This window comes from Streptomyces sp. NPDC013157 (assembly GCF_042899865.1).
Lineage (GTDB): Bacteria > Actinomycetota > Actinomycetes > Streptomycetales > Streptomycetaceae > Streptomyces.
This window is the reverse complement of record NZ_JBIBAK010000019.1, coordinates 178,437-205,139: the sequence shown is the minus strand read 5'-3', so window position 1 is coordinate 205,139 and position 26,703 is coordinate 178,437. Positions and strand designations below refer to the sequence as shown.

At 72.1% G+C, this 26,703-nt stretch carries 27 protein-coding genes; 16 read left to right on the top strand and 11 right to left on the bottom strand.

Annotated elements, in window-relative coordinates; translation table 11 throughout:
* Window positions 1-60: 60 nt before the first annotated feature.
* Window positions 61-1,725 (bottom strand): urocanate hydratase, encoded by a 1,665-nt coding sequence (hutU, locus tag ACFY6U_RS42280; RefSeq protein WP_390047043.1) that lies wholly within the window; start codon window positions 1,723-1,725, stop codon window positions 61-63.
* 164 nt (window positions 1,726-1,889) lie between these two features.
* Here hutU and ACFY6U_RS42275 point away from each other — a divergent pair, with 164 nt between their 5' ends.
* The 5 genes from ACFY6U_RS42275 (at window position 1,890) to ACFY6U_RS42255 (ending at window position 5,542) form a co-directional block, all read left to right on the top strand.
* Complete coding sequence (locus ACFY6U_RS42275; protein ID WP_390047041.1) at window positions 1,890-3,272, top strand: diaminopimelate decarboxylase; 1,383 nt, start codon at window positions 1,890-1,892, stop codon at window positions 3,270-3,272.
* 172 nt (window positions 3,273-3,444) lie between these two features.
* Entirely contained in the window at window positions 3,445-3,834 is a 390-nt protein-coding gene (locus tag ACFY6U_RS42270) for a hypothetical protein (protein WP_046731666.1), read from the top strand.
* A complete protein-coding gene (locus tag ACFY6U_RS42265; protein ID WP_390047039.1) occupies window positions 3,831-4,619 on the top strand; it encodes a transcriptional regulator in 789 nt (262 codons plus the stop codon). The genes ACFY6U_RS42270 and ACFY6U_RS42265 overlap by 4 nt, the downstream gene beginning before the upstream one ends.
* A gap of 31 nt (window positions 4,620-4,650) precedes the next feature.
* A complete protein-coding gene (locus tag ACFY6U_RS42260) occupies window positions 4,651-5,151 on the top strand; it encodes a roadblock/LC7 domain-containing protein (RefSeq protein WP_351489283.1) in 501 nt (166 codons plus the stop codon).
* 16 nt (window positions 5,152-5,167) lie between these two features.
* Window positions 5,168-5,542, top strand: a complete 375-nt coding sequence (locus ACFY6U_RS42255) for a hypothetical protein (protein ID WP_181802458.1) — start codon at window positions 5,168-5,170, stop codon at window positions 5,540-5,542.
* Window positions 5,543-5,549: 7 nt separating this feature from the next.
* Here the strand turns inward: ACFY6U_RS42255 and ACFY6U_RS42250 are convergent, their stop codons facing one another.
* From ACFY6U_RS42250 to ACFY6U_RS42240, 3 genes are all read right to left on the bottom strand, one after another.
* On the bottom strand, window positions 5,550-6,152 hold the full coding sequence (locus ACFY6U_RS42250) for a hypothetical protein (RefSeq protein WP_390047036.1): 603 nt from the start codon (window positions 6,150-6,152) through the stop codon (window positions 5,550-5,552).
* 95 nt (window positions 6,153-6,247) lie between these two features.
* Entirely contained in the window at window positions 6,248-7,090 is an 843-nt protein-coding gene (locus ACFY6U_RS42245) for a MurR/RpiR family transcriptional regulator (RefSeq protein WP_388922623.1), read from the bottom strand.
* Complete coding sequence (locus ACFY6U_RS42240; RefSeq protein ID WP_390047034.1) at window positions 7,087-8,595, bottom strand: aromatic amino acid ammonia-lyase; 1,509 nt, start codon at window positions 8,593-8,595, stop codon at window positions 7,087-7,089. Before ACFY6U_RS42240 ends, ACFY6U_RS42245 begins: the two co-directional genes overlap by 4 nt.
* A 141-nt stretch (window positions 8,596-8,736) precedes the next feature.
* Here ACFY6U_RS42240 and ACFY6U_RS42235 point away from each other — a divergent pair, with 141 nt between their 5' ends.
* The 6 genes from ACFY6U_RS42235 (at window position 8,737) to ACFY6U_RS42210 (ending at window position 13,272) form a co-directional block, all read left to right on the top strand.
* Entirely contained in the window at window positions 8,737-9,774 is a 1,038-nt protein-coding gene (locus ACFY6U_RS42235; protein ID WP_390047033.1) for an ABC transporter ATP-binding protein, read from the top strand.
* Entirely contained in the window at window positions 9,771-10,412 is a 642-nt protein-coding gene (locus ACFY6U_RS42230) for an ABC transporter permease (protein ID WP_351716871.1), read from the top strand. Before ACFY6U_RS42235 ends, ACFY6U_RS42230 begins: the two co-directional genes overlap by 4 nt.
* A 1-nt stretch (window position 10,413) precedes the next feature.
* Entirely contained in the window at window positions 10,414-11,076 is a 663-nt protein-coding gene (locus ACFY6U_RS42225; RefSeq protein WP_390047031.1) for an ABC transporter permease, read from the top strand.
* A gap of 11 nt (window positions 11,077-11,087) precedes the next feature.
* Window positions 11,088-12,017 (top strand): ABC transporter substrate-binding protein, encoded by a 930-nt coding sequence (locus ACFY6U_RS42220; RefSeq protein ID WP_388922637.1) that lies wholly within the window; start codon window positions 11,088-11,090, stop codon window positions 12,015-12,017.
* A 145-nt stretch (window positions 12,018-12,162) separates the two neighbouring features.
* Entirely contained in the window at window positions 12,163-12,786 is a 624-nt protein-coding gene (locus ACFY6U_RS42215; protein ID WP_390047029.1) for a carbonic anhydrase, read from the top strand.
* 72 nt (window positions 12,787-12,858) lie between these two features.
* A complete protein-coding gene (locus ACFY6U_RS42210) occupies window positions 12,859-13,272 on the top strand; it encodes a hypothetical protein (protein ID WP_351489262.1) in 414 nt (137 codons plus the stop codon).
* An 81-nt stretch (window positions 13,273-13,353) separates the two neighbouring features.
* On the opposite strand, the gene ACFY6U_RS42205 is transcribed toward ACFY6U_RS42210, so the two are convergent.
* A complete protein-coding gene (locus ACFY6U_RS42205) occupies window positions 13,354-14,115 on the bottom strand; it encodes an SDR family oxidoreductase (protein ID WP_351489259.1) in 762 nt (253 codons plus the stop codon).
* Window positions 14,116-14,261: 146 nt separating this feature from the next.
* Here ACFY6U_RS42205 and ACFY6U_RS42200 point away from each other — a divergent pair, with 146 nt between their 5' ends.
* A complete protein-coding gene (locus tag ACFY6U_RS42200) occupies window positions 14,262-15,089 on the top strand; it encodes a helix-turn-helix transcriptional regulator (RefSeq protein WP_390047026.1) in 828 nt (275 codons plus the stop codon).
* Between the two features lie 343 nt (window positions 15,090-15,432).
* Here ACFY6U_RS42200 and ACFY6U_RS42195 read toward each other — a convergent pair whose 3' ends face one another.
* Entirely contained in the window at window positions 15,433-16,824 is a 1,392-nt protein-coding gene (locus ACFY6U_RS42195) for a cystathionine beta-synthase (protein ID WP_351489255.1), read from the bottom strand.
* A gap of 150 nt (window positions 16,825-16,974) precedes the next feature.
* Here ACFY6U_RS42195 and ACFY6U_RS42190 point away from each other — a divergent pair, with 150 nt between their 5' ends.
* The 3 genes from ACFY6U_RS42190 to ACFY6U_RS42180 all read left to right on the top strand — a co-directional run bounded on the left by ACFY6U_RS42190 (window position 16,975) and on the right by ACFY6U_RS42180 (window position 20,655).
* Window positions 16,975-18,090: an SGNH/GDSL hydrolase family protein gene (locus ACFY6U_RS42190; protein WP_390047024.1), complete on the top strand. Its 1,116-nt coding sequence runs from the start codon at window positions 16,975-16,977 to the stop codon at window positions 18,088-18,090.
* A 265-nt stretch (window positions 18,091-18,355) separates the two neighbouring features.
* A complete protein-coding gene (locus ACFY6U_RS42185; RefSeq protein WP_390047022.1) occupies window positions 18,356-19,576 on the top strand; it encodes an acetyl-CoA C-acetyltransferase in 1,221 nt (406 codons plus the stop codon).
* Window positions 19,577-19,872: 296 nt separating this feature from the next.
* Window positions 19,873-20,655, top strand: a complete 783-nt coding sequence (locus ACFY6U_RS42180; protein ID WP_390047020.1) for a hypothetical protein — start codon at window positions 19,873-19,875, stop codon at window positions 20,653-20,655.
* A 64-nt stretch (window positions 20,656-20,719) separates the two neighbouring features.
* Here ACFY6U_RS42180 and ACFY6U_RS42175 read toward each other — a convergent pair whose 3' ends face one another.
* Window positions 20,720-21,031: a hypothetical protein gene (locus tag ACFY6U_RS42175; protein ID WP_293994137.1), complete on the bottom strand. Its 312-nt coding sequence runs from the start codon at window positions 21,029-21,031 to the stop codon at window positions 20,720-20,722.
* A 137-nt stretch (window positions 21,032-21,168) separates the two neighbouring features.
* Here ACFY6U_RS42175 and ACFY6U_RS42170 point away from each other — a divergent pair, with 137 nt between their 5' ends.
* Window positions 21,169-21,399 carry a DUF4287 domain-containing protein gene (locus ACFY6U_RS42170; protein ID WP_093502087.1) on the top strand — a complete coding sequence of 77 codons (231 nt, stop codon included), beginning with the start codon at window positions 21,169-21,171 and terminating at the stop codon, window positions 21,397-21,399.
* Window positions 21,400-21,472: 73 nt separating this feature from the next.
* On the opposite strand, the gene ACFY6U_RS42165 is transcribed toward ACFY6U_RS42170, so the two are convergent.
* From ACFY6U_RS42165 to ACFY6U_RS42150, 4 genes are all read right to left on the bottom strand, one after another.
* Window positions 21,473-22,354 carry a Bax inhibitor-1/YccA family protein gene (locus tag ACFY6U_RS42165; protein WP_390047018.1) on the bottom strand — a complete coding sequence of 294 codons (882 nt, stop codon included), beginning with the start codon at window positions 22,352-22,354 and terminating at the stop codon, window positions 21,473-21,475.
* Window positions 22,355-22,549: 195 nt separating this feature from the next.
* Window positions 22,550-23,728 (bottom strand): 4-hydroxybenzoate 3-monooxygenase, encoded by a 1,179-nt coding sequence (locus tag ACFY6U_RS42160; protein WP_390047016.1) that lies wholly within the window; start codon window positions 23,726-23,728, stop codon window positions 22,550-22,552.
* 213 nt (window positions 23,729-23,941) lie between these two features.
* The gene (locus ACFY6U_RS42155) at window positions 23,942-24,616 is read right to left on the bottom strand and encodes a hypothetical protein (protein WP_351489237.1); all 675 of its coding nucleotides are present in this window, start codon (window positions 24,614-24,616) and stop codon (window positions 23,942-23,944) included.
* Window positions 24,617-24,772: 156 nt separating this feature from the next.
* On the bottom strand, window positions 24,773-26,683 hold the full coding sequence (locus ACFY6U_RS42150) for a hypothetical protein (RefSeq protein WP_390047014.1): 1,911 nt from the start codon (window positions 26,681-26,683) through the stop codon (window positions 24,773-24,775).
* Window positions 26,684-26,703 lie beyond the last annotated feature (20 nt).

Sequence of the window (26,703 nt, the reverse complement as noted above, 5' to 3'; positions counted from 1 at the left end):
CAGCCGCACCCGCAGCCGGCGACGAGACCTCAGCCCCCATCGAGGAGTCCCCGCCCTTCGTCACGCGTCGTCACCCTCGCGCATCGGCACCCGAACCCCGCGCTCCTCGGCAACCGACTCCGCGATGTCGTACCCCGCGTCCACGTGCCGGATGACACCCATGCCGGGGTCGTTGGTCAGGACCCGGCGGGTCTTCTCGCCGCCCAGCTTCGTGCCGTCGGCGACCGTCACCTGGCCCGCGTGGATGGACCGGCCCATGCCGACCCCGCCGCCGTGGTGGATGGAGACCCAGGACGCACCCGACGCCACGTTGACCATCGCGTTCAGCAGCGGCCAGTCGGCGATCGCGTCGGAGCCGTCGAGCATGGCCTCGGTCTCGCGGTACGGCGAGGCGACCGATCCGGCGTCGAGGTGGTCACGCCCGATGGCCAGCGGTGCTGCCAGCTCCCCGCTCGCCACCATGTCGTTGAACCGGTCGCCGGCCTTGTCCCGCTCGCCGTACCCGAGCCAGCAGATCCGCGCGGGCAGCCCCTGGAACTGGACCCGCTCGCCGGCCATCCTGATCCAGCGGGCGAGGGACTCGTTCTCCGGGAAGAGGTCGAGAATCGCCCGGTCGGTCTTGGCGATGTCGGCGGGGTCGCCGGACAGGGCCGCCCACCGGAAGGGGCCCTTGCCCTCGCAGAAGAGCGGTCGGATGTAGGCGGGGACGAAGCCGGGGAAGGCGAACGCCCGGTCGTATCCGGCCAGTTGCGCCTCGCCGCGGATGGAGTTGCCGTAGTCGAAGACCTCGGCGCCGGCGTCCATGAAGCCGACCATGGCCTCGACGTGGCGGGCCATGGACTCACGGGCGCGGGTGGTGAAGCCGGCCGGGTCCTTGGCGGCGGCGTCGGCCATGTCCTCGAAGGCGACGCCGACCGGCAGGTAGGACAGCGGGTCGTGCGCGGAGGTCTGGTCGGTGACGATGTCGATCGGGGCGCCCTCGGCGAGCATCCGCGGCAGCAGCTCGGCCGCGTTGCCCAGCAGGCCGATGGAGAGCGGGCGGCGGGCGTCGCGGGCCTCGGTGGCCAGCTGGAGGGCGTGCTCCAGGCTGTCGGCCTTCACGTCGAGGTAGCGGTGCTCGATGCGGCGCTCGATGGCGCGCGGGTCGCAGTCGATGCAGATCGCGACGCCGTCGTTCATGGTGACCGCGAGGGGCTGGGCGCCGCCCATGCCGCCGAGGCCGGCGGTGAGGGTGATGGTCCCGGCGAGAGTGCCGTTGAACTTCTTGGCGGCGACGGCGGCGAAGGTCTCGTAGGTGCCCTGGAGGATGCCCTGGGTGCCGATGTAGATCCAGGAGCCGGCGGTCATCTGGCCGTACATGGTCAGGCCGAGGGCCTCCAGGCGGCGGAACTCCTCCCAGTTGGCCCAGTCGCCGACGAGGTTGGAGTTGGCGATGAGGACGCGCGGGGCCCATTCGTGGGTCTGCATGACGCCGACCGGGCGACCGGACTGGACCAGCATGGTCTCGTCCTGCTTGAGGGTCCTCAGCGTGCGGACCATCGCGTCGAAGGAGCGCCAGTCGCGGGCGGCCTTGCCGGTGCCGCCGTAGACGACGAGCTTGTCGGGGTGCTCGGCGACCTCGGGGTCCAGGTTGTTCTGCAGCATCCGCAGGGCGGCTTCCTGCTGCCATCCCAGGGCGCTCAGTTCCGTACCGCGCGGTGCTCGTACGGGGCGGGGTCCTGACATGGTCTGCCTCCTAGCGGATCAGGGATCAACGGCCAGCGAAGTGTTCCTGCGGTTATTCACATCCTGACTCGCTGAATAGAACTAGTCAATACATTGGTCCGGCAGCGCTGCCACGTTCCGGATGTTTGGCTGGACTTATGGGTCTTAAGGGTGTGCACGACGACATGTCGGGGGATGCCGTGGACGGACACGGGGACGACGGAGAGCGGGTCGGGCGGCGGGACGACGCCGTGCGGGCGGCGGTGGAGCAGGGACTGCTGGGGCCGGACGCGCCGATCGTAGGCCTGCTGGACGTGGCGGGCATCCGCGCGTCGGCCGCGGAGCTGCGCCGGGCTTTCGATGCGGTCGCGGCGCCCGGCACCGCGATCCTGCACGCCTTCGCGGTGAAGGCGAACCCGCTGGTCCCGGTGGTGCGGCTGCTGGCCGGGGCCGGCCTGGGCGCCGAGGTGGCGAGCGCGGGCGAGCTGGCGCTGGCACGGGCGGCCGGGGTGCCGGCGGAGCGGATCGTGTTCGACGCGCCCGCGAAGACGGCGGCGGAGCTGCGCGAGGCGCTGGCGCTGGGCGTCGCCGTGAACGCGGACAACCCGCAGGAGCTCACCAGGATCGACGCGTTCCGGCACGCCGGCCCCACCCGTTCGCCGCTCGGGATCCGGGTGAACCCGCAGATCGGGGCCGGGACCATCGGGGCCACCTCCACCGCGACCGCGACCTCGAAGTTCGGGGTGGGACTGCGGGACGAAGGGGCCCGGGAGTGGGTCGTCCGGGCGTTCACGGAGCGGCCGTGGCTGACCCGGCTGCACGCGCACACCGGGTCGCAGGGGATCTCGCTGTCGCTGCTGGCGCGGGGCGTGGCGGAGACGTACGCGCTGGCCGAGGAGATCAACGCGCGCGTCGGGCGGCACCAGGTCGACACCCTCGACATCGGGGGCGGGCTTTCGGTCAACTTCGCCTCCGAGGCGACGGAGCCGACGCACGCGCAGTACGCGCGGCTGCTGGCGGAGGCGGTGCCTGGGCTGTTCGACGGGCGGTACGGGCTGGTGACGGAGTTCGGGCGGTCGCTGCTGGCCCGGCACGGCACGGTGCTGGCCCGGGTGGAGTACGCGAAGAGCTCCGGCGGGCGGCGGATCGCGGTGACCCACGCGGGGGTGCAGGTGGCGCCGCGGACGGTGTACGTGCCGGGGGCGTGGCCGCTCAGGATCGCCGCGTACGACGCGAAGGGGCGGCCCAAGGAGGGGGCGCCGGTGGTGCAGGACGTGGCGGGGCCGGCCTGTTTCGCGGGCGACCTGCTCGCCGAGGGGCGCGTGCTGCCGCCGCTGGAGCAAGGGGACCTCGCGGCGGCGCTGGACACCGGGGCGTACTACTTCGGCAGCCACTACTCCTACAACTCCCTTGCCCGGCCCGGGGTTTACGGCTTCGTACCGGACGGCGACGGGGGCGTGGCGTTCGCCGTCGTACGGGAGCCGCAGACGGTCGCCGAGGTGGTGGCCGAATCCGGAGGGGCGCACGCCGACGCGCTCACCACCCTGCGCGCAACCGAGAGCCGTTGAGACACCTCGGACAGCGGCGATCAACTGGTGTGAAAAGCAGCCCAGTTGACCAACACTAGCCTGCCGGGTGCATGTTCCACTGGAAAATGCCAAACGACTCACCCCTCCCGCACACGTTGCGTAGTGTCTGCGTCACTCAACCGGAGAGCCACGCGGCGGGAGGGGAGCCACGGTGCCCGGAATCGACGAGTGCTTACTGGAAGCCATGCGACTGCCCGGTGCCCGGGGCGCCGCGCTGGTCGACTGGACCAGCGGGCTGGCCCTGGGCACGGTCGGGGAGGCGCCCGGCGGTGACCACGAGACGACCGCCGCGGAGGCCGCCGAGCTGGCCCGGCTGGCCGCCGAGCACGGGGCGTTCAGCACGGAGGACGACACCGAGGTGAGCCCTCCGGTGGAGGACCTGATCGTCAGCAACCGGGACAGCTACCACCTGCTGCGGTTCGTGGTCACGTCCTTCGACGCCACCGTGTTCCTGCACCTGTGGCTGACCCGCGAGGACGGCAATCTCGCCCTCGCCCGGATCCGGCTCGGCGAGATGGCCGAGCGGCTGGTGCTGGGATGACCGTGGTCGAGACACCGCCGCCGCTGCCGGTCCGGGACCGCACGGCCCTGCACGAGAGAGTGCCCGGCGCGCTCTCCCCGATGCTGATACGCCTCGCCGAGGAGCGGGCCACCGGAGTCCTGGTCCGCGAGCACGGCACCCTGCACCTGGCCGAGGGCCGCGTGGTGCACGCCGAGAGCCCGCTCGCCCCCGGCCTCGACGTGCTCCTCACGGCCCACGGCACGCTCGACGCGGCGGCCTGGCCCTGGACCGACGACATACCCGCCGCGACCCACCGGCTGCTCACCGCCGGCCTGCTCCCGAGGGGCGCCCTGGAGCTGTCCCGGCTCAGCGCCCTGTACGACGCCGGGTACTTCGCGCTGGCGCCCAGCAGCACCCCGGGCCGGTTCCGGTACGGCACCGCCGTCGCCGGCCCGTTGCGTGCCGTGCCCGTCACCGGCCTGGAGCGCGAGACGCTGCGCCGCCGCGAGCTGCTGCACCGCATCTGGCCCGACCCGTCGGCGGACGGCGCCCCGCTGATCCGCGCCGACCCGGTCGCACCACCGCCGGTCACCCCCCGGCAGCGGGCGGTCCTGGACCGGGTGGACGGCGTCCGCACGGCCCCGCAGATCGCCCGGGAGCTGGGCAGACCGGCCTTCCACACGCTGGTGGACGTACGGCGGCTGGCGGCGGCCGGACTCCTCGCCCCGAGGAACACCGCGCCCGTCCCGCCCCCGCTTCCCCCGGTCACCGACCCCGACATCGCGCTGCTGAAGAGGCTCAGGGATGCGCTGGAGGCCCTTTGAACGGCACCGCCCCGCCGAGAGGAGACAGCTGATGGCGGCAGAACCCGGCAGCTCCGACAGAGAGGCCGTCCTCGACGAACTGCGCCGGTTACGCACCCGGATGCCCCAGCTCACCGGCGCCCTCGCGGCCGGTGTCGACGGCCTGGTCGTCGCCCACGACTGCCCGGGCGTCGATCCGGAGGGTCTCGCCGCGCTCACCGCGGCCGAGCTCGGTGTCGCCGTCCGGGTCTCCGACGCCACCGGCAAGGGCGAGCTCAGGGAGCTGCTGGTACGCGGCGAGGACGGCTATGTCGCCACCTACGCCGCCGGCCGCAGCGCCGTGCTCACCCTGCTCGCCGAGGACCGGGTGAACGTCGGCCGGCTTCACCTGGAGGGCCGCCGGGCAGCCGCCCGGATCGGCGAGACGGTCGACGCCGCCGAGGCCGCCGCCAAGGCCCTGCGCCCGGCCCGCAGCACAGCCACACGGACCAGAACCACGCGCACGCCACGCACCAGCACCACCACCGACGCGCGCACTGCAACCGACAGTTGAAAGGAACCAGAAAGTCATGGCCAACACCGAAACCGCGCTGAAAGAGTGCCTCACCTCCATCGAGGGCGCCACCGGCGTGGCGCTCGTCGACTACACCAGCGGGATGGCGCTGGGCACGATGGGCGGCAGCAAGTCCTTCGACCTGAACGTGGCCGCGGCCGGCAACACCGACGTGATCCGGGCCAAGATGCGCACGATGGAGCACCTCGGCCTCAAGGGCGAGATCGAGGACATCCTGATCACGCTCTCCAACCAGTACCACCTGATCCGGCTGCTCAAGGGCCGGGGCGGCAACGGCCTCTTCCTCTACCTGGTGCTCGACCAGTCCCGCGCCAACCTGGCGATGGCCCGCCACCAGCTGAAGCGGATCGAAGAGGACCTGGAGGTCTAGGCGACCTTCAGACCAGTGCCGCGGTGCGGCGGCGGGCCCCGCCCGGGGCCGCGTCGCCCGCCGCGATGCCGGTACCGCGGTAGGCCCTGACGCCCTTGCCGGCCGGGCGGCCGCCGCGCTTGTCGAGCCAGTCGACGCGCAGCCAGAGCAGCTGTTCGCCGGTCTTCTCCCGGCGGCCCAGCCAGGCCGCCTTCAGGCGCAGCCCGGTGCCGGTCCCGGCGAGCAGCATGCCGCCCGCCGCGGGCACCACGAAGGCCGAGCCGAGGGCGACGGCGAAGGCCAGCAGCAGCCACCAGCGGTGCCCCCGGCGCCAGTTCCGCACGGTCACCGCCCGGTCCTGGAGCACGTCGTGCCTGCCGGCCCGGGCGGCCCCGTGGGCGAGGGCGGTGTACCGCTTGCGGCGGGTGAGCGCCACGACCGCGGCGCCGATGATGAACAGCGCGGCCCCGGCCATGACGCCGATGCGGCGGCCGGTGAACCCCGGCGGCAGCGCCCCGACGCCCGCGGCGAACACCCCGGACCACCACAGCGGCGCGGCCCCGGCCCGTACGACCACGGCCACCCGGGCCAGGCCCTGTCCGCCGCGCCCCTCTCGTCCCGCACGCGCCATGTCCGCAGCCTCCTCGCCGGTGTCGGTCCAGTCCGTATGGCGGGACGCTAACCAGCGAACGTGAGACGAGTCTTAAAGAACCTCTCGGTGCGGGTTCACTCGACGAACAGCCCCCGCGCCGCCGCCCGCGTGTCGAACTCCTCCAGGCGGGCCTGCGCGTCCGGCAGGTCGTCGCACATCGCCTCCAGGAGCACCCGGCCGAGCAGCATCGGCGCGCACGCGGTGTCGAAGGCGAGCCCGGTGCCGACGGCGGCCGGCAGCAGCAGGTCGGAGACCTTGGCGACGGGCGCGAAGGCGGAGTCGGCGACGGTCACGACGGTCAGCCCGGCCTCCTTCGCGTACCCGAGGGTGTCGACGACCTCGCGCGGATGCCGGGGCAGCGCGAAGCACAGCAGCGCCGAGGCCCCGGCGAGGACGGCCGCGTCGATGCGGTCGTGGATCATCGTGCCGCCCTCGTTGAGCAGCCGTACGTCCGGATGCACCTTGGCGGCGAAGTAGGCGAAGCCGTACGCCTGCGAGGCGGCGGCGCGCAGTCCGAGCACCGGCAGCGGCCGGGAGGCGGCGAGCAGCCGGCCGGCCTGCTGCACCGGGCGCGGGTCGGCGAGCACCTCGGCGAGGTGCCTCAGGTTCTCGATCTCGGCCTCGACGGCCTGCTGGTACTCGTTGTACGACCCGTTGCCGGCCGCCTGTTCGGCGGGGACCACCTCGCGCAGGTGCTTGCGCAGCGCCGGGTAGCCGTCGAAGCCGAGGGCGACCGCGAACCTGGTGACGGAGGGCTGGCTGACCCCGGCCAGTTCGGCCAGCTCCACGCTGGACAGGAAGGGCACGTCGGCGGCGCGCCGCACCATGCTGTGCGCGATGCGCCGCTGGGTCGGCGTGAGCCGGTGCCCTTCGAAGAGCGCCTGCAAGCGAGTCGCAGGGCTGTCGGTCACGTTCATGACGTGCTCCCCCTCCAGATGTCCGTGAACCGGTCGAGCAGCCCGGCCGCCGCGGTGACGTCGTCCGTGAGCGGCCGGTCGGCCGGGTCCGCCTCCAGCGCCGCCTCGGCGAGCTCCAGCGCCTGCCCGGCCCCGAGCCCGGGGTCGGGACGCAGCTCGCGCTGGCGCAGCGCCCGTACGGCGGCGACGAGTTCGCAGCCGACCACCAGACGGTACGCACGGCAGGCGCGCAGCGTTTGACGGGCGGCGAGCGAGGCGAAACTGGCCTGCTCCTCGACGCCTCGGGAGAGTACAGCGTGCCCGAGGGAGGCGGGCGCGGAGAAGGCGCGCAGGTCGCCGAGGGCGGCGCCGGCGGCGTACTCCAGGATCATCACGCCGGAGGAGGCGGGCTCCTGGTCGGCGAGGAAGGGGCGCAGGCGGGTGAAGGCGGGCTCGTTGAGGGAGGAGAGGCGGGAGGTGGACAGGCGCGCGACCTGGGTGAGGGCGAGCCGGAAGTGGTCCAGGGCGAGGGCGAGCTGGGCCTGGTAGAAGCCGCCGTGGTGGTAGGCGGCCAGGTCCTCGGCGGAGATCAGGGGGTTCTCGGCGGCCGCGTTGATCTCGACGGCGAGGACCTGCTCCAGGGCGTCGGCGGCGTCGTGGGCCGGGCCGTGGATCTGGGGCAGGCAGCGGAAGCCGTAGGGGTCCTGGATCCGGCCGAGCGGCGGGGTCGGCCGGTCGGCGGCGCCGATCAGCTCCCGCATCCGGCGGGCGACCTCGACACTGCCCCGGTGCGGGCGGGCCGCGTGGACGGGCGCCGCGAACGCCTCGTGGGAGCCGTCGACGGCCAGCAGCGACAGGGCCGCCACCACCTGGGTGGCCTCGATCAGCCCGCGCAGCTCGTGCAGGGCGAGCGCCGACTGGCCGAGCGTGAGGGCGTTGCTGCTGATCAGGGCGAGGGCGTCGTTGTTGTCCAGCGGCTGGGCCGCCGGCGCCCCGGTGCCCCGCCAGGGGTGCTCCCCCGCCAGCGCGAGGCCCATCTGGGCCAGCGCCGCGATGTCCCCGGTGCCGACCGAGCCGAACTCGTTGACGACCGGGTGGGCGCCGGCCTCCAGCGCCTCGCACAGGGCGGTGACCACGCTCGGCCGCAGTCCGGCACCGCCGGCGAGCAGCTGGTTGGCGCGCACCGCGAGCATCGCGCGGACCTGGCGGGCGGGCAGTTCGTCGCCGATCGCCCCGGCGTGGCTGCGCAGCAGCCGCAGTCCGTGCCCGGCGGCGGCCTCGGTGGGCACGTCCTCGTTCCGGTTGGCGCCGACGCCGGTGGAACGGCCGTAGACGCGGCCGGTCGCGGCGATCTGCCGGGCGGCGTTCCAGGACTCCTCCGCGCGGCGCATCGCCTCGGTGCCCGGGACCGGGCGGGCGGTGCCGTCGGCGAGGCGTACGACGTCCTCGACGCCCATGCCGATGCCGTCGAGGACCACCAGGCCGGAATGCGCTATTCCAGGAGTGTCCAAGATACGAGACGACATCACGCCCAAACCTCCCTTAATCCGGACACCCGATCTTGTCCACCGGTCATCCGTTACCTCGGATTAACGCGAGACCGTTGACAACCTATTCACCTACCGAGAACTCTGCATGACGTTATACAGCCGGGCAAGGGACATCTCATGATCCAGTTCGATGCGGTCCACAAGCGCTTCCCCAACGGCACGACAGCAGTCCACGATCTCTCCCTGGAGATGCCGGAGGGCGGGGTCACCGTCCTGGTCGGCTCCTCCGGTTGCGGCAAGACCACCACCCTGCGGATGATCAACCGGATGGTCGAGCCGACCTCCGGCACGATCAAGGTGAACGGCAAGGACGTCACCGAGCAGGACGCCGCCGAACTGCGCCGGTCCATCGGGTACGTCATCCAGCAGGCCGGCCTTTTCCCGCACCGCACGGTGCTGGACAACGTCGCCACCGTCCCGTTGCTGCTCGGCTGGAACCGGAAGAAGGCCCGCGCCCGCGCCGCCGAACTCCTGGAGACCGTCGGCCTCGCCGCAGACGCCGGCAAGCGCTACCCGCACCAGCTCTCCGGCGGCCAGCAGCAGCGCGTCGGCGTGGCCCGTGCCCTCGCCGCCGACCCGCCGGTCCTGCTGATGGACGAGCCGTTCGGCGCGGTCGACCCGGTGGTGCGCACCCAGCTCCAGGACGAACTGCTCCGGCTCCAGAAGGAGTTGAACAAGACCATCGTCTTCGTCACCCACGACGTCGACGAGGCCGTCCGGCTCGGCGACCGGATCGCGATCTTCCGCACCGGCGGGCACCTCGTCCAGTGCGCCCCGCCCGCCGAGCTGCTGGCCCGGCCCGCGGACGACTTCGTGGCCGACTTCCTCGGCGCGGAACGGGGCCTGAAGCTGCTCTCCCTGCAGACCCTCGCCGACGTCCCGCAGGGCCCGGCACCCCAGGGCGGCGCCTGGACCCTCGTCCTCGACCCGGCGGGCAAGCCCCTGCACTGGGCCTCGAAGGACGCCGAACTCCCCGTACGGCCGCTGACGGACGACGACTCCCTGCTCGCGGCGCTCGACGAGTCGATCGCCTCCCCGACCGGACTCGTCGCCCGGGTGGACGCCCAAGGGGTCCTCACCGGCGTCTCGTCCCGCGACGACATCCACGTGCACGCCGGCCAGGCGCACAGCGCGGCCCGGGTGGTGGCGGCATGACCGTCGACTGGTCGTGGATCGGCGACCACACCGACGACCTCACCAGCCTCACCCTCTCCCACCTCCAGGCCGCCATGACCGCCGTCTTCTTCGGCCTGGTGATCTCGCTGCCGCTCGCGGTGGTCGCCCACCGGGTCCGCCCGCTGCGCGGCTTCCTGCTCGGCCTCTCGAACGTGCTCTTCACGATCCCCTCGATCGCGATCTTCGTGCTGCTGCTCCCGGTCAGCGGCCTGACCCGGACCACGACCGTCATCGGCCTGACCGTCTACACGCTGGTCGTGCTGCTGCGGAACACGGTCGAGGGCCTCGACTCGGTCCCCGCGAAGACCAAGGAGGCGGCGAAGGCGATGGGCACCCGCCCGCTGCGCACCCTCCTCACCGTCGAACTCCCGCTCGCCCTCCCCGTGATCATGGCGGGCGTCCGGATCGCCACGGTCATGTCCATCTCGCTGGTGAGCGTCGCCACCTACATCGGCGACGGCGGCCTCGGCCAGCTCTTCACCGACGGCTTCCAGCGCGACTTCCCGACCCCGGTGATCGTGGGCGTGGTCCTCACGATCCTGCTCGCGGTGGTCGCGGACGCCCTGCTGGTGGCCCTCCAGTACGTACTGACCCCGTGGCGGCGGAGGCGAGCCTGACATGTTCGAACTCTTCAAGAACCTCGGCACCTGGCTGACCAGCGGCTCCCAGTGGGCCGGGCAGGACGGCATCGCCCACCGCCTCGCCGAGCACCTCCAGTACTCGCTGCTCGCGACCCTCATCGCGGCCGCGATCGGCCTCCCCCTCGGCCTGCTGATCGGCCACACCGGCAAGGGCGCGTTCCTCGCCATCAACCTGGCGTCCTTCGGCCGCGCCCTGCCGACCGTCGGCCTGGTCGTCCTGGTCTTCCTCGCGGGCGGCCTGTCGATGCTGCCGGTGTACGTCGCGCTGGTCGCCCTCGCGGTCCCCGCGATCGTCACCAACACCTACGCCGGCATGACCGCCGTCGACCCGGACGTCCGCGACGCGGCCCGAGGCCAGGGCATGCGCGGCCACCAGGTCCTCTTCCAGGTCGAGTTGCCGCTCGCCCTTCCCCTGATCATGACGGGCCTGCGCCTCGCGCTCATCCAGGTCGTCGCCACGGCCACCATCGCCGCGTACGTCTCCTTCGGCGGCCTGGGCCGCTACGTCTTCGACGGGCTCGCCCAGCGCGACCTCGTCCAGGTGCTCGGCGGCGCGGTACTGGTCGCGCTCGTCGCCGTCGTCCTCGACCTGCTCCTGAGCACCCTCCAGCGCTTCCTCTTCCGCCACCGCACCGCCTAGGGAACCCGCCCATGAACCGTCGTACTCTCCTCGGTGGCCTGCTCGCCGCCGGCTCCGTCCCCGCCCTCGCCGCCTGCTCCAGCGGCATCACCTCCCTGAACGAGAGCAGCGGCTCGACCGCCGGCGGCGGCTCCAGCAAGGGCGGCATCACCATCGGCACCGCCAACTTCACCGAGAACCAGGTGCTCGGCTACCTCTACGCGGCCGTGCTCCAGAAGGCCGGCGTGAAGGTGAAGGTCCGTCCCAACCTCGGCACCCGGGAGATCGTGATCCCCGCGCTCAAGGCCGGCGACATCGACCTGCTGCCCGAGTACCAGGGCGCCCTCCTCAACTACCTCGCACCCAAGGACGCCTCCGCCGAGCCGGGCACCATGCAGAACGCGCTCACCCTCGCGCTGCCCGCCGGCCTCCAGGTACTGCCGTACGGGCAGGCCGCCGACTCCGACTGCTTCGTCGTCACCCGGGCCACCGCCCAGAAGTACGGCCTGACCTCCCTCGCCGACCTCGCCAAGCAGAACGGCAAGCTGGTCATCGGGGCCGCGCCCGAGGTGAAGAAGCGCCGGGTGGGCGCGGTCGGGCTGCAGGAGGTGTACGGCGTCGAGTTCAAGGAGTTCAAGTCGCTGGACTCGGACGGGCCGCTCGTCAAGGGCGCACTGAAGAAGGGCGACGTGGACGTGGCCAACCTGTTCACCACCGACACCGACATCGCCGCCAACGGCTGGGTGGTGCTGGCCGACCCGAAGAACCTGATCCCCAGCCAGCACATCGTCCCACTGATCGCCGACCGCAAGGCGGACGACACCGTCCGCAAGGCCCTCGCCCGGCTGGGCAACGTCCTCACCACCGAGCAGCTCACCCAGCTCAACAGCCAGGTGGACAACGACAAGAAGGACCCGGAGGACGTGGCGGCCGCCTACGCGAAGCAGCACGGGCTGGCCTGACCGCCGGACGCAGCCGGACACCCGCGACCGGGTCGGTATCGTGCGGGCGATGATCAGGCCAAGAGCCGTTAAACCAATACCGAGCGTAACGTTTCCGCCGCGTACAGTGATGAGAACCATCAGCGCCAGCACCTGAGGAAGCGTCATGGCCTCGAACCCCAGGGCCCTTCCGACGGCCACCGCCGTCGGCGCGCCGGCCGTCGCCCTCTCGCCGGCGGCCGTCGTCCCCGACTCGGCGAGCGCGGCCCTCGACGAACTGCTCCAGGGCAACCGGCGGTACGCCACCGGCCGCGCCCGCCGGCGCCGGGCCGCGGCACCGCACCCGTTCGCGGTGGTGCTCGGCTGCGTGGACTCCGCGGCCGCCCCGGAACTGGTCTTCGACCAGGGCCTCGGCGACCTGCTCACCATAAGGACGGCCGGCCAGGTCCTGGACGAGGCGGTGCTCGGTTCCCTCCAGTACGGCGTGCAGGAACTGCGCGTCCCGCTGGTCGTGGTCCTCGGCCACGAGGGCTGCGGAGCCGTCGCCGCCACCCTCGCCCGGCTGCGCACCGGCGCGCCCGTCCCCGGTCACCTGGAACTCCTCGTCGACGAGATCGCACCGGCCGCCCGCCGCACCAGGGCGCTGCCCGGCGACTGGGCCGAGCACACCATGCGGGCCCAGACGGTGTGGGCGCGGGACGCGATCCGGGCGGACTCCGGGTTCGCGGGGGCGTCGGTGGTCGCGGCCCGGTTCGACGCCGGCAGCGGGCTGGTGTCGCTGCTGCCCTGAGGGCGGTCCCCCCGTCGGATGCGGGGGATTTCCCCAGTGCGGCAGGCTCTCGCGGCCCCTAGCGTGGACGCCATGACGGACGTTCACGACACCGAGCTGAAGAAGGACCTCGCCGCCACCCTGCACGCCCGCAGGGACCTGGGGCCGGAGTACGAGTCGGAACTGGTCGACTCCTTCCTGGAGAAGATCGACCAGCGGATCGACTCCGCTGTGGAGCGCCGGCTGCGCCGGGGCCTGGCCGAGCAGCAGATGCAGGCGGCCCGTGGTGCCCGCAGGCCGAAGGGCACCGACTCCTGGGGCGAACGCTTCGGCTTCGGGATCGTGTCGCTGGTGCTGGCGATCCCGCTCTCGGCGATCAGCGGCGCGTTCGGCGGCATGACGGGCGTGATCGTCACCTGGATCGGCATCGTCGGCGTCAACATGACCCAGGCCGTCCGCCTCAACCCCGGCATGTTCCACCGGGCCGACCGCGACCACGAGGACTGACCCGGGGCCGGATCCAAGGCAGGATCCGGGGCAGGACCAGGACCGGGGCAGGACCCGGGGCAGGACCGGGGCGGGACCGCCTCACACCTGCCGGGTCGGCTGGACCACGACCTGCCGCAGGTTGACGTTCCGGGGCCGGCTCACGACGTAGCCGACCAGGTCGGCGAGGTCCTCGGCGGCCAGTGCGCCCATCCCGTCGAACATGCCCGCCACCTGCTCGCGCAGCTCCTCGCCGTCGATGTGCGTGCCGAGTTCGGTGTCCGTCAGCCCCGGCTCGACGTTGGTGACCCGCACGTCACGCGGCCCGAACTCGGCGCGCAGGGCCTGCGAGAGGAAGGTGACGGCAGCCTTGGTGGCGCCGTACACCGCGAAGGTGGGGAAGACGACGTGCGCGCCGATGGACGACACGTTGACGAGATCGGCGGTACGGCCCTCGGCCGCGGCCGCCACCAGGTCCCCGGTGAAGGCCCGCAGCACCCGCAGGACCCCGGTCACATTGGTGTCGAGCATCCGCTGCCACTCGTCGATACGGCCGTCGTCGACGGGGTTGGGCAGCATGACGCCGGCGTTGTTGACGACGAGGTCGACGCTCCCGTAGGCCGCGTGCACGGCGTCGGCCGCCGCCTGCACGGAGGCGTCGTCGGTGACGTCGGCGACGACGGCGAGGGCCTCCCCGCCGTTCGCCCGGATCTTCGCCACGACCGTCTCCAGCCGGTCCGCCCGCCGGGCGAGCAGCGCCACCCGGGCTCCCGACTCGGCGAGCCGCAGCGCCACGGCCGCCCCGATCCCGCTGGCGGCACCGGTGACGACGGCGGTACGGCCGGACAGGTTGTCGTACGACATGAGGTACTCCCTGGTCAGTGCCGCCGGGACCGCCCCGGTGGCGTGTCTCCACACTCGCCGGGTCCGGGCGGCCTACCCAGGGCTGAGCTTTTCCTGGGTCTGGCAGAACCAGGTTGGCGGGGCGCCGCTCCCCTACGATCGAACCCATGGACGGGGAACTCGGAGACTTCCTGCGCTCGCGCCGCGCCCGCATCCAGCCCGAGGAGGTGGGGCTGCCCTCGCACGGGCGGCGCCGCGTACCGGGCCTGCGCCGCGAGGAGGTGGCGCAGCTGGCGGGGGTGAGCGTCGACTACTACATCCGTCTCGAACAGGGCAGAGGACCTGGGGGAGTCTCCGACGCGGTGCTCGACGCCATCGCCCGGGTCCTGCGCCTGGACGAGACCGAGCACGCCTATCTGCTGACGGTGGCCCGCCCGCACAAGAAGAGCACCGCACGCCCGGACCGCCCCCGGGTCCGCCCCGGCGTACAGCTGCTGCTGGACGGCATGGAACGGACGCCCGCGTTCGTGCTGGGCCGCAGGATGGACGTGCTGGCCTGGAACGCGCTCGGCGACGCGGTGAACGGGTTCAGCGCCCTGGCCCCGGCCGAGCGGAACATCCCGCGCCAGGTCTTCCTCGATCCGGCGGCCGCGGGCTTCTACCCGGACTGGACCGCCGTCGCCGCCCAGACCGTCGCCAACCTGCGCATCGACGCCGGCAGGCACCCCGACGACCCCCGCATGGCCGCGCTGGTCGGCGAACTCTCCGTCAAGAGCGCGGACTTCCGCCGGCTGTGGGCGGACCACGAGGTCAAGGAGTGCGCGTACGGCACGAAACGCATCCAGCACCCGGTGGCGGGCCTGCTGACCCTCCCCTACGAGACCCTCACGGTCCCGACCGACCCGGATCAGACGATCGTGGCGTACACCCCGGAGCCGGGCTCGGAGACGGCGGAGCGGCTGGCGCTGCTGGGCAGTTGGGCGACGACGGCATGAGCCGGGAAGCGAGCCGGGAAAAGTAATGCGCGGGGACCGCCGCACCCCCGTGAACGGGGGGCGGGACGACGGCGGTCCCCGCGAGGGACATGGACCGGGTCAGGGCCGGGTCTCACGTCCGGGCGTCCATGGAGGTCCGGGAGCCGCTCCGGAGGTCCTTGGACGTTCGGTGTCGGCCGAGGCGGGGAGCCGCTCCCGCCCTGCCGACACCCACTAATCTGCCTGACCCGTGTTAAGCGGGTGCTGCGCGCACGTGACACGCTCGTACCACTTCCGCGAAGTCCGCCACTTGGACAGGAAACAGCAAGTTCCGCGGGGTCACGGGCCGTTCACCGGACGTTCGCTACTGCTTGCCGCCCTTGGCGAGAAAGGCCAGCAGGTCCTGTCGGCTGATCACACCGGTGGGCTTGCCCTCGACGAGGACGATCGCGGCGTCGGCCGCGCCCAGCACCGTCATCAGGTCCCCGACCGGCTCGCCGGAGCCGACCTGGGGCAGCGGGGCGCACATGTGCTTCTCCAGCGGGTCCTCCAGGGAGGCGCGCTTGCTGAACAGCGCGTCGAGCAGCTCGCGTTCGACGACCGAGCCGACGACCTCGGCGGCCATCACGTCCGGGTGGCCCGCGCCCGGCTTGACGACGGGCATCTGCGAGACGCCGTACTCGCGCAGCACCTCGATGGCCTGCCCGACGGTTTCGTCCGGGTGCATGTGGACGAGGGAGGGGATGGAGCCGCCGGCCTTGTCGCTGAGCACGTCGCCGACGCGGGCGCTGGGGCCCTCGTCCTCCAGGAAGCCGTAGTCGGCCATCCACTCGTCGTTGAAGATCTTGCTCAGGTAGCCGCGGCCGCTGTCCGGCAGCAGCACGACCACGACGTCGTCCGGGCCGAGCCGCTCGGCCACCCGGAGCGCGGCCACGACGGCCATGCCGCAGGAGCCGCCGACGAGCAGGCCCTCCTCCTTGGCCAGCCGCCGGGTCATCTGGAAGGAGTCCTTGTCCGACACGGCGACGATCTCGTCGGCGACGGTCCGGTCGTAGGCGGTGGGCCAGAAGTCCTCGCCGACACCCTCGACGAGGTACGGCCGCCCGGAGCCGCCGGAGTACACGGACCCCTCCGGGTCGGCGCCGACGACCTGCACGCGGCCGTCACTGACGTCCTTCAGGTAGCGCCCGGTGCCGGAGATGGTGCCGCCGGTCCCCACGCCCGCCACGAAATGGGTGATCTTCCCCTCCGTCTGCTCCCACAGCTCAGGGCCGGTCGAGTGATAGTGCGAAAGGGGGTTGTTCGGGTTGGAGTACTGGTCCGGCTTCCACGCGCCGGGCGTCTCGCGGACCAGCCGGTCGGAGACGTTGTAGTACGAGTCCGGGTGCTCCGGGTCGACGGCGGTGGGGCAGACGACGACCTCGGCGCCGTACGCCCGCAGCACGTTGATCTTGTCGGTGCTCACCTTGTCGGGGCACACGAAGATGCACTTGTACCCCTTCTGCTGGGCCACGATCGCCAGCCCCACGCCGGTGTTCCCGCTGGTCGGCTCGACGATGGTGCCGCCGGGCTGCAGCTCCCCGCTCTTCTCGGCGGCCTCGATCATCCGCAGCGCGATGCGGTCCTTCACGGAACCGCCCGGGTTGAAGTACTCGACCTTGGCGAGCACGGTGGCCTGGATGCCCTGGGTGACGCTGTTGAGTCTCACCAGCGGGGTGTTGCCGACGAGGCTGATCATCGAGTCGTGGAATCGCACCGTTGTCTCCGGTTGCTTGCAAAAGGTGTGGTCCTAGTGGTGTGGCCAGCCTAAGGCCCCGCTCCGGAGGTTCACTCCCCGTTGAGATTGACGCACGGGCTGTACGGGGCAAGGAGTGGATGAGCGGCAACGAGGAGGTGGCGGCGACGCATGACGAACATGTCGAGGGCGCGGGTGGCCCGGCGGATCGCAGCCGGGGCGGCGTACGGCGGTGGCGGGGTCGGGCTGGTCGGCGCGGCCGCGGTGGGCCTGGTGCTGGCCGAGGTGCGGATGGCCAGGACGGCGGTGCACAACGGCAACAGCGGCGGCCGGGTGCCGATGGCGGACGGCCGTTACGGGTGGGGGTCCCCCCACCCGAGCGAAGCCGAGGGTGGGGGAGGGTACGACGCCTGCGGTGAGCCGCCCATCCGCCTGACCATGCTGGGCGACTCCACGGCGGCCGGGCAGGGTGTGCACCGCGCCGCCCAGACGCCGGGCGCGCTGCTGGCGTCCGGCCTCGCCGCGGTCGCGGAACGCCCGGTGCAGCTCAGCAACGTGGCGCTGCCCGGGGCCCAGTCCGACGACCTGGACCGCCAGGTCGCCCTGGTGCTGGGCACGGCCTCGCCCGTCCCCGACGTCTGCGTGATCATGATCGGCGCCAACGACGTCACCCGTCGCATGCCGCCGACCCGCTCGGTACGTCACCTCTCGGCGGCCGTCCGCCGGCTGCGCACGGCGGGGGCCGAGGTCGTGGTCGGCACCTGCCCCGACCTGGGCACGATCGAGCCGGTACGGCAGCCGCTGCGCTGGCTGGCCCGGCGGGCGTCCCGGCAGCTGGCGGCGGCCCAGACGATCGGGACGGTGGAGCAGGGCGGCCGCACGGTGTCGCTGGGCGACCTGCTCGGCCCCGAGTTCGCGGCCAACCCGCGCGAGCTGTTCGGCCCCGACAACTTCCACCCCTCGGCGGAGGGCTACGCCACGGCGGCGATGGCGGTGCTGCCGACGGTCTGCGCGGCCCTCGGCCTCTGGCCGTCGGAGGAGGAGCGGCCCGACGTCACCCGCCGCGAGGGCTTCCTGCCGGTCGCCCAGGCCGCGGCGGAGGCGGCGGCCGAGGCCGGCACGGAGGTCACGGCGGCGATGCCGACCGGGCCGCGCGGCCCGTGGGCCCTGCTCAAACGCCGCCGGCGCCAGCAGGTGGAGCCACTCCCGTCCGACCAGGCTTCCGAAGAGGCGAGGTCCAGGGCGGGTACGACCGACCAGGGCGCCGGTGGGCCGGGGGGCGCTTAGCGGCGCTTGCAAGGTGCCGCTGAAAAGGAGCGGCTGGGCAGCGCCCCGTAAGGGGCGCTGGGGGTACCCCCGGCCGAAGGCTGGGGGAGGAACTGCGCGAGCAACCCCCACGCACCCGCACGGACCCACTTCCCCTCGGCACCCAAAAAGCAAGCGCTTAGAAAGTGCGGCCAGTGTCACACCCCGACACCGGTGACCGATGACATACGTACGGGTAACTTCCCAAGCACCCCTGTCAACCCCCGTACGCCCATGGAGCCGTGAGATGCCCGAAGCCGTCATCGTCTCGACCGCCCGTTCCCCGATCGGCCGCGCCGTCAAGGGCTCCCTCAAGGACCTGCGCCCCGACGACCTCACCGCGACGATCATCCAGGCCGCCCTCGCCAAGGTCCCCGAGCTGGACCCCAGGGACATCGACGACCTGATGCTCGGCTGCGGCCTCCCCGGCGGCGAGCAGGGCTACAACCTCGGCCGGATCGTCGCCGTGCAGATGGGCATGGACTACCTGCCCGGCACCACGATCACCCGTTACTGTTCCTCGTCGCTGCAGACGAGCCGCATGGCGCTGCACGCGATCAAGGCCGGTGAGGGCGACGTCTTCATCTCGGCCGGTGTCGAGATGGTCTCCCGCTACGCCAAGGGCAGCTCCGACGGCCTCCCGGGCACCACGAACCCGATCTTCGACGAGGCCCAGGCCCGTACCGCCGCCACCGCCGCGTCGACCGGCTCCACCTGGCACGACCCGCGCGAGGACGACCTGCTCCCCGACCCGTACATCGCGATGGGCCAGACCGCCGAGAACCTGGCCCGCATCAAGGGCGTCACCCGCCAGGACATGGACGAGTTCGGCGTCCGCTCCCAGAACCTCGCCGAGGAAGCCATCAAGAACGGCTTCTGGGAGCGCGAGATCACCCCGGTCACCCTCCCCGACGGCACGGTCGTCAGCAAGGACGACGGCCCGCGCGCCGGCGTCACCCTGGAGGGCGTCGCGGGCCTGAAGCCGGTCTTCCGCCCCGACGGCCTGGTCACCGCCGGCAACTGCTGCCCGCTCAACGACGGCGCCGCCGCGGTCGTCATCATGAGCGACACCAAGGCCCGCGAGCTGGGCCTGACCCCGCTCGCCCGCATCGTGTCGACCGGCGTCACCGGCCTCTCCCCCGAGATCATGGGCCTCGGCCCGGTGGAGGCGAGCAAGCAGGCGCTGCAGCGCGCCGGCCTGACCATCGACGACATCGACCTGGTCGAGATCAACGAGGCGTTCGCCGCGCAGGTGATCCCCTCCTACCGCGACCTGAACATCCCGCTGGAGAAGCTGAACGTGAACGGCGGCGCCATCGCCGTCGGCCACCCCTTCGGCATGACCGGCGCCCGCATCACCGGCACGCTCATCAACTCGCTCCAGTTCCACGACAAGCAGTTCGGCCTGGAGACGATGTGCGTCGGCGGCGGCCAGGGCATGGCGATGGTCATCGAGCGCCTCAGCTGAGCCCCACCGCACGACCCCCGGTCACCCCTGAGTGACCGTCACGGGACCCACCGTGACACCGCGGCCCGGTGTTCGAGAAAACCCCGAACGCCGGGCCGATTTGTGATCCAATCTCCCCCAGGATGTGACGTATCTCCCTCGGAGGGGGTATCACCGCAGGTCAGCGTGGCTGCCGAAGCAAACCCCAGGGTCAAAGTCCTGTCCGTTTCGTGACGTTACGCACTGACAGCTTGATAGTCCACCCTTCAAGCTGATGTAGGAAGTCGGGGGGTCGACTTTGAACCGGGAGTACGTCAGTGAGCGCCATGCCGATCGCCTTGCTGCTCACCACGGCCGCCACGGGCGCCGTGGGCGTCGCTGTCCTGCGCACCGTACTGAAGCTGCGCCGTCAGGTCGCCGAGCTGCACACCCAGCTTGCCCAGAACCAGGCCGCGACCCTGCGCGCCCTCATGCCGGCGGCTCGCAGCCATGCCGACGCCGAGGAGATACGCGCCGCCGTGGCGGAGGCGCTGGCCGAGGAGCGGGAGCGGGAGCTGGCCGAGGCACGGGCCTTCTGGGCCGCGCAGGAGGCGCGTGACGCCTCCGACGCGCCGTCGCTGCTGGGCCTGGCGGACGGCGAGCCGTTCCTGCCCCGGCAGACGGACTTCGTGGGGCTGGAGCCGGTCGCCGAGCCGACGGCGGAGGCCGACGAGTTCACCGGGGAGTCCGCGGAACTGGCGGCGGCCCGCCGCCGTCACCCGTCCCACCCGGACTTCGTACCGGTGCAGTCGCCGGTGGTGAACGACCATGAGCGCACGGTCGCGACGCTGGAGCAGCTGGCCGAGTCCCAGGTCGAGCTCTCCGACGTCCGCCCGGGCCCGCTGGGCACGCTGGACGTCTACGTCTTCGCCGACGGCACGACCCTGTGCATGACGCCGGGGCACCGGGAGACGGCGGAGCGGTTGGCTGCCGCCCTGGGCGCCGGTGAGACGCCGTACCTGCTGGGCGGGTCGGGGATCTCCGGCGCCTACACGCTGACGTTCGCGTGCGGGGAAGAGAACGTGTACATCCTGGCGGACCGGGTCATAGCGTCGCTCTGACTTTTCGAGGCGCGTCGTCGGGTGCGGGTGCGTGGGGGCTGGTCGCACCCGACAACGCGCGGCCTCAGACCCCGGCCCTCTTCTGCGCCTCCTCCACCAGCCGCACCGCGTCCCCCACCTCGGCCTCGTTCTTCAGTACCACCGCCAAGTCGTTACCGGCCACCGTGATCTGGTCGGCCACCGCGAACATCCCGGCGTCCGGCATCTCCCGACTCTCGGCGCCCGGCTCCTCGACGGCCTGCGCCCACCGGGCCAACTCCCGCGCCAGCCCCAGCGCCTCCGCGGCGGCCCCCCTCTGCAACCGGCTCTGCGGTGCCGCCCTCAGCTTGTCGGCGAAATGCTCCACTGCACGGGTAAGAGGCGTCGTATCAACCACGCCGCGAGCGTAACGCCTCCCGTCGGCTCTCCCGGCAGGACCCGGCTGTCCTGTCACGACTGTTGCCAACACGCCGACACTCAGGCACGGTGACGTGAAGGACCGGCTACAACCCCCTTTGCGCACCGGAGGCGCCGATGTCCCAAGTCTTCTCCGAGGAGACCCATCGCAACATGCTCGCCCGCATCCCCCACTGCACCGGTCGTGAAGTGTCCGACTGGCTGCGTACCGTCGACGAAGGCCCGGCCCTCTTCCGCTTCGAGGAAAAGGTCAGCTGGCTCCGCCACGAGCACAACCTCGCGTACGGCCACGCGAAGGCGTTGATCCACGAGTACGACCTGAGGAGGGCCGCGCGCAAACTTCTCTAGGCGCGCACGCACACAGACGGCGAAAGGCCCCGGGGTGACGACCCCGGGGCCCTTCTCAGCTCGTCTCGCGCGGCTAGTCGTTACTGCTGAAGATCGCCACCAGGCGCAGCATCTCGACGTAGATCCACACCAGCGTCATGGTGAGGCCGAACGCGGCCAGCCAGGCCTCGTTCTTCGGGGCGCCGTAGGCGATGCCGTCCTCGATCTGCTTGAAGTCGAGGGTCAGGAAGAACGCGCCGAGCAGGATCGCGATGATGCCGACGATCGCGCCGAGCGGGCCGAAGCTGCGCAGTCCGCCGTTGTCGGCGACGCCGAACGCGACCAGCAGCAGGTTGACCGCCATGACCAGCACGAAGGCGATGGCGATGGCCATGCCGATGCGGGCGTAGCGGGCGGTGACGCGGATCCAGCCGGCCTTGTAGACCAGCAGTGTCGCGGCCGAGACCGCCAGGGTGCCGAGCACCGCCTGGAACGGGGCGCCGCTCCACTGGCTGTTGTACATCTCGCTGATGACGCCGAGGAAGACGCCCTCGAAGGCGGCGTATCCCAGGATCAGCGCGGGCACCGGGGTGCGCTTGAAGCTCTGGATCATGGCCAGGACGAACGCGATGATCGCGGAGCCGATGGCCAGGCCGTAGCTGGTGGCCGAGATCGGCAGCAGCGCCCAGGCGAGGACCGCGCCGACGGCGACCGTGCCGAGCGTCATGCCCGAGCGCATGACGACGTCGTCCATCGTCATCCGGCCGGTGGTAGCCGGGGCCTGCGGCGGGGCACCCTGCTGGAGGTCCTGCTGGGCGTACGGGTTGTTCGCGTACGGGTTCTGCGCGTACGGGTTGCCGCCCTGGGCGTACGGGTTGCCCTGTGCGTACCCGGCCTGCGGCGCGGTGTTGAAGCCCGCGTAGCCGTTGTCGCGGCTGAACCCCCGTCGCGAGAAGACCGGGTTGCTGCTCCTCATTTCACTCCTCCATGGCCACCCTGCGTGGCCTTGGCGTCAAGAGTAATGGATTGGCAAAAGACTGACCCTACTACCTGCGGAGGATCTTTCCCTCACCGTGCTGCGCAACACGCTACGCGGAGCCCTGATTCCCGGCCACGGAGGGCTTCATTCCATGACGAAGCCGGAACACGACCGGAATCGGCCGGAGATCCCTCAGGCGTCCAGCGGGAAGCCGGTGTAGGCCTCCGCCAGGTCGGTCTCGGCCGCCCGGGAGGAGGCGATCCGGCCGAGCCGGGCCAGCTGGAGCCGGGCGTCGAAGGGGGTGTCGCCGGGGCCGGGGTGGAGCATGCTCGTCATGTCGTACGAGAACCGCTCGGCCTGCCAGACGCGGCGCAGGCAGGTCGCCGAGTAGGCGTCGAGCAGGTCGGGCGAGCCCGTGTCCCGCTCGTGGACCAGGGCGCGGGCGAGGGTCACGACGTCGCCCACCGCCAGGTTCAGCCCCTTGGCGCCGGTCGGGGGCACGATGTGGGCGGCGTCCCCGGCGAGGAGAACCCGGCCGTGCCGCATGGGCTCATGGACGTACGACCGCATGGGCGTGACCGACTTCTGGGTGATCGGGCCGCGCTCCAGGCGCCAGTCGTCGTCGGTCTCGAAGCGCCGCTCCAGCTCGTCCCAGATCGCCTCGTCGGTCCACTCCCCGGCGTCGGTGCCGGCCGGGACCTGGAGGTAGAGGCGGGAGACGGACGGGGAGCGCATGGAGAGGAGGGCGAAGCCCCGGTCGTGGCGGGCGTAGACCAGTTCGTCGTGGGAGGGGGCGACGTCGGCGAGGATGCCCAGCCAGGCGTAGGGGTAGGTCCGTTCGAAGACCCGGGAGAGGGACTCGGGGAACGCGGTGCGGGCGACCCCCCAGAAGCCGTCGCACCCGATGACGTAGTCGCACTCCAGGACGTCCTCGCGGCCCTCGTGCCGGAACCGGATCCGCGGCCGCTCGCTCTCGGCGTCCTCCACCGCCAGCGCCTCCGCCTCGAAGAGCAGCGGGCCGCCCTCCTTGAGCTGGAGGGCGATGAGGTCCTTGCAGACCTCGGTCTGGGCGTAGACCATCACGGACCGGCCGCCGGTGAGGCCGGGGAAGTCGACGCGGTGGCGCTGCTTCGCGAACCGCAGCTCGATGCCGTCGTGGCGCAGGCCCTCGCGGTCCATGCGCTCCCCGGCGCCGGCCGCGCGCAGCACGTCCACCGTGCCCTGCTCCAGGATCCCGGCGCGCTGGCGGTGCTCGACGTAGGAGCGGTCGCGGCTCTCCAGGACGACCGAGTCGATGCCCGCGTTGTGCAGCAGCCGCGCGAGGAGGAGCCCGGCGGGTCCGGCTCCGATGATGCCGACGGTGGTGCGCATCGGTCGTTCCCTTCCGTGGACGGGCGTCGTCGCCCGGGGTTCCGAGAGTAGATTGTTCGTCTGGTGAAATTTCTTTCACCTTCCGATCCCGAGTCTCCGTCCGGTGGTGTCCCCTGTCAATGGAGGGAGGCGGGTCCCGGAACGCGGCCGGCCGCCGGGCCCGCGGAAGGCGGTCGCGGGCCCGGCGGCCGGTGTGCGGGACTGCGGGACGGGTCAGCGACCCGGCCAGCCGTCCAGGTGACGGTGGAGCGTGACGTCCTTCTGCGGGTCGCCCTTCGGGGCGTTCGCGACCGCGTCGTGCAGGACGGCGGTGACCTCGGCGGCGAGCCCGTCGGCCTTCGAGCGCAGTTCGTCGGCGGGCAGCGTGGAGCGGGTCAGCGCGTCGAGCCGGCGGTGGATGTCGGCGAGCCTGTCCTGGGTGGCCCTGTCGAAGCGCAGCGCGGTCGGCGTGGAGACCACGAACTGGTAGGCCCCGGCGAGGGTCTGACAGCCCGTGCACTCCTTGTTGGCGGCGTCGCTGAGGTTCACGGCGTTCAGGTGGGTGTGCTCCCCGCCGATCGTGACGATCTGGAAGGAGAGGGCCACCGAGCGGCAGTGGTCGTCCGCCGAGCAGCCGGCCGAGACGGCGTTGGCCTGGTTGCGGACGGCGGCGGCGTTCACCGTGCCGAACTGGCGGATCGTGAAGGAGTCCCTGATCTGGGTGTGGTGCCCGCGGTCGGCGTGGCTGAAGACGTGGTCGGAGACGACCGCGGCGTGCGGGGCCGCGGTGGCCGCCTGCGCGGGTACGGCGGTGGCCGCCCCGGCGACCCCGGCGGCGAACAGGCCGATCCGGACGGCCCGCCGGGTGAGCGGACCTGGGGTGGTACGGGTTTTTCGGTGACTGCTCATGGAGTGCTCCTGTGCTCCTGTACTGCTGCGGAAGGTGGTTCTGGGGCCGCTCGTCAGGACGTGGCCGGGCAGCCCGGCGGCCGGGCGCGGCCGGGGCCCGGTGTCAGCCGCGGTCCGGTGCCAGGACATGGCCCGAGGTCAGGACGTGGCCTGGCGTCAGGACGTGGCCGGGGCCGGGGTCGCCGAGTCGGTGGCCGGCGGCGGGGACGGGCTGGGGGTCGGGGAGACCGGGACGCTCTCCGACGGAGTGGGTGTCGGCGAGGCCGGCACGCTCTCCGGCGGCGAGGACACCGGTTCGGTGACCGGTCCCCCGCTGGCCGGCGCCTGCGACCTGGTGGGTCCGCCCTTCCCGGGGCTGCCCGGCACCGAGGCGGAGGGCGACGCGGAGGCGGACGCGCCGCGCGACGTCTCCCCTGCCGAAGGCCCGCCGCTCGCTCCGGCCGAGCCGGACGGCCCGCCGGGCACGGTGTCCGAGGGGGCACCGGAGTCCGCCGGCCGGTCCGGGGTCGAGGCCTGCCGTGCCGGCGGCGGTTCCTCGGTCGGCACCCCCGGCTGGAGGATCGGGGCGATCGGCGGCTGCTTGGGCAACGGCTTCGGGGTCACCCCGGACATCCAGGCGTAGCTGAGCCCGGTGAGCCCGGCGAGGGCGAGGGCGCAGATCGCCAGCCGGAGCTTCGGCCGGCCCGCCGTGGAGCGCTGCGCGGCCCGGAAGATCCGGCCGCCGATCTTCACGGACAGGTAGACGACACCGGCCATCGGGCACAGCAGCATCACGCAGCCGATCGTCCCGACCAGCCCCTCGACCACCTGACCGTGCACGAACGCGCCGCCGGTGCCGAGGAGTTGCTCGGTCAGCGAGCGGGTCATCGTGGTGAGGATGCGCGGCAGGTTCCACAGCGCGTACCCGAGTTCGCCGATGATCAGCGGGACCATCGTCAGCACCCAGGTGGCGACGATGGCCCGCGCCGACTTCTTCAGCCCGGCGACCTCCTCACGGGCCCGGTCCCCCCTCGGCCCCGGCACCAGGCCCAGCAGGATCGGCTTGATCTTGCCGTACAGGTCCGGGACCCCGGCCAGGTCGCCGAGGATGTAGTAGCCGTCCAGCCGCACGGCCGGCATCAGCTGTTCCATGATCTCGAAGTGCCCGAGATACACCGCGGCCAGGAAGAACTGGGCCCCGGTGGCGAAGTAGGCGCCGGCCATGGCCAGCATGAAGACGACGTTGAAGTAGACGCCGCCCAGGTCGGTGCGGAGCCGGCCGCCCCGTCCGATCCGGTAGACGTCGGTGACGTCGGTGTACATCGAGGGCCAGATGAGGAAGAGCCCGCACCCGATGCAGCCGGGACGGGCTCCTCCGTATCTGCACGCGGAGGCGTGTCCGAACTCGTGGAAGACGAGGGAGGCCACGGTGAGCACGAAGACGACGAGGATCAGGACCGGCTGGTCGAGCACCTCCAGGACGGGCTCGATCGCCCCGAAGAACCCGAACAGCCAGACGTCCATGGCGACGGCCGAGCCCAGCACCAGCGCGACCACGGCCGGCCGGTGCAGCCACGCCAGCGAACGCGCGATCTTCGCCGTACGCCGCTCGTTGAAGATCACCCGGTGGCCCTTGAGGGCGAGCAGCAGGTCGGAGCGCGGGGCCTCGACCTCGTCGCCCTCCTGGCCCTCCGGGACCGTCACGCCCAGCGGTTCCAGCTTCTTCTCGACGAGGTAGCGGATGTTCTCCCCGCTGACCTCGCGTCCGAAGCGGGCGCTGACCCGGTGGGCGATGGCCTCGGCATCGCGGACGCCGTCGACCGACGACGCCACCAGGTACAGCAGTCTGGACAGCTGCACGACCTGCCCGTCCCCCCGACGGGCGATGTACTTGGGCTCGGTGAATCCCGACCCCTGGTACTCACCGTGCAGCTGCAGCCCCGCGCTGAGCCTCGGGACCGGCGACGGCGGGTCGACCACCGGCAGGTTGCCCGTCGCCACCTGCTCGTAGGTCACCGGCCAGCCGCCGGGTCCGGGCACCGGGCCCGTGTCGTAGAGTGCGGCAGCCCCGTCCCCGAGCACCGTCATGTGTGGTCTCCCCCCGGATC

Excerpts from the sequence above, each read along its gene's own strand:
- hutU (WP_390047043.1), bottom strand. The coding sequence starts at position 1,725 with ATGTCAGGACCCCGCCCCGTACGAGCACCGCGCGGTACGGAACTGAGC.
- ACFY6U_RS42275 (WP_390047041.1), top strand. The coding sequence starts at position 1,890 with ATGTCGGGGGATGCCGTGGACGGACACGGGGACGACGGAGAGCGGGTC.
- ACFY6U_RS42265 (WP_390047039.1), top strand. The coding sequence starts at position 3,831 with ATGACCGTGGTCGAGACACCGCCGCCGCTGCCGGTCCGGGACCGCACG.
- ACFY6U_RS42260 (WP_351489283.1), top strand. The coding sequence starts at position 4,651 with ATGGCGGCAGAACCCGGCAGCTCCGACAGAGAGGCCGTCCTCGACGAA.
- ACFY6U_RS42255 (WP_181802458.1), top strand. The coding sequence starts at position 5,168 with ATGGCCAACACCGAAACCGCGCTGAAAGAGTGCCTCACCTCCATCGAG.
- ACFY6U_RS42250 (WP_390047036.1), bottom strand. The coding sequence starts at position 6,152 with ATGGCGCGTGCGGGACGAGAGGGGCGCGGCGGACAGGGCCTGGCCCGG.
- ACFY6U_RS42245 (WP_388922623.1), bottom strand. The coding sequence starts at position 7,090 with ATGAACGTGACCGACAGCCCTGCGACTCGCTTGCAGGCGCTCTTCGAA.
- ACFY6U_RS42240 (WP_390047034.1), bottom strand. The coding sequence starts at position 8,595 with ATGTCGTCTCGTATCTTGGACACTCCTGGAATAGCGCATTCCGGCCTG.
- ACFY6U_RS42235 (WP_390047033.1), top strand. The coding sequence starts at position 8,737 with ATGATCCAGTTCGATGCGGTCCACAAGCGCTTCCCCAACGGCACGACA.
- ACFY6U_RS42230 (WP_351716871.1), top strand. The coding sequence starts at position 9,771 with ATGACCGTCGACTGGTCGTGGATCGGCGACCACACCGACGACCTCACC.
- ACFY6U_RS42225 (WP_390047031.1), top strand. The coding sequence starts at position 10,414 with ATGTTCGAACTCTTCAAGAACCTCGGCACCTGGCTGACCAGCGGCTCC.
- ACFY6U_RS42220 (WP_388922637.1), top strand. The coding sequence starts at position 11,088 with ATGAACCGTCGTACTCTCCTCGGTGGCCTGCTCGCCGCCGGCTCCGTC.
- ACFY6U_RS42215 (WP_390047029.1), top strand. The coding sequence starts at position 12,163 with ATGGCCTCGAACCCCAGGGCCCTTCCGACGGCCACCGCCGTCGGCGCG.
- ACFY6U_RS42210 (WP_351489262.1), top strand. The coding sequence starts at position 12,859 with ATGACGGACGTTCACGACACCGAGCTGAAGAAGGACCTCGCCGCCACC.
- ACFY6U_RS42205 (WP_351489259.1), bottom strand. The coding sequence starts at position 14,115 with ATGTCGTACGACAACCTGTCCGGCCGTACCGCCGTCGTCACCGGTGCC.
- ACFY6U_RS42200 (WP_390047026.1), top strand. The coding sequence starts at position 14,262 with ATGGACGGGGAACTCGGAGACTTCCTGCGCTCGCGCCGCGCCCGCATC.
- ACFY6U_RS42190 (WP_390047024.1), top strand. The coding sequence starts at position 16,975 with ATGACGAACATGTCGAGGGCGCGGGTGGCCCGGCGGATCGCAGCCGGG.
- ACFY6U_RS42185 (WP_390047022.1), top strand. The coding sequence starts at position 18,356 with ATGCCCGAAGCCGTCATCGTCTCGACCGCCCGTTCCCCGATCGGCCGC.
- ACFY6U_RS42170 (WP_093502087.1), top strand. The coding sequence starts at position 21,169 with ATGTCCCAAGTCTTCTCCGAGGAGACCCATCGCAACATGCTCGCCCGC.
- ACFY6U_RS42165 (WP_390047018.1), bottom strand. The coding sequence starts at position 22,354 with ATGAGGAGCAGCAACCCGGTCTTCTCGCGACGGGGGTTCAGCCGCGAC.
- ACFY6U_RS42160 (WP_390047016.1), bottom strand. The coding sequence starts at position 23,728 with ATGCGCACCACCGTCGGCATCATCGGAGCCGGACCCGCCGGGCTCCTC.
- ACFY6U_RS42155 (WP_351489237.1), bottom strand. The coding sequence starts at position 24,616 with ATGAGCAGTCACCGAAAAACCCGTACCACCCCAGGTCCGCTCACCCGG.
- ACFY6U_RS42150 (WP_390047014.1), bottom strand. The coding sequence starts at position 26,683 with ATGACGGTGCTCGGGGACGGGGCTGCCGCACTCTACGACACGGGCCCG.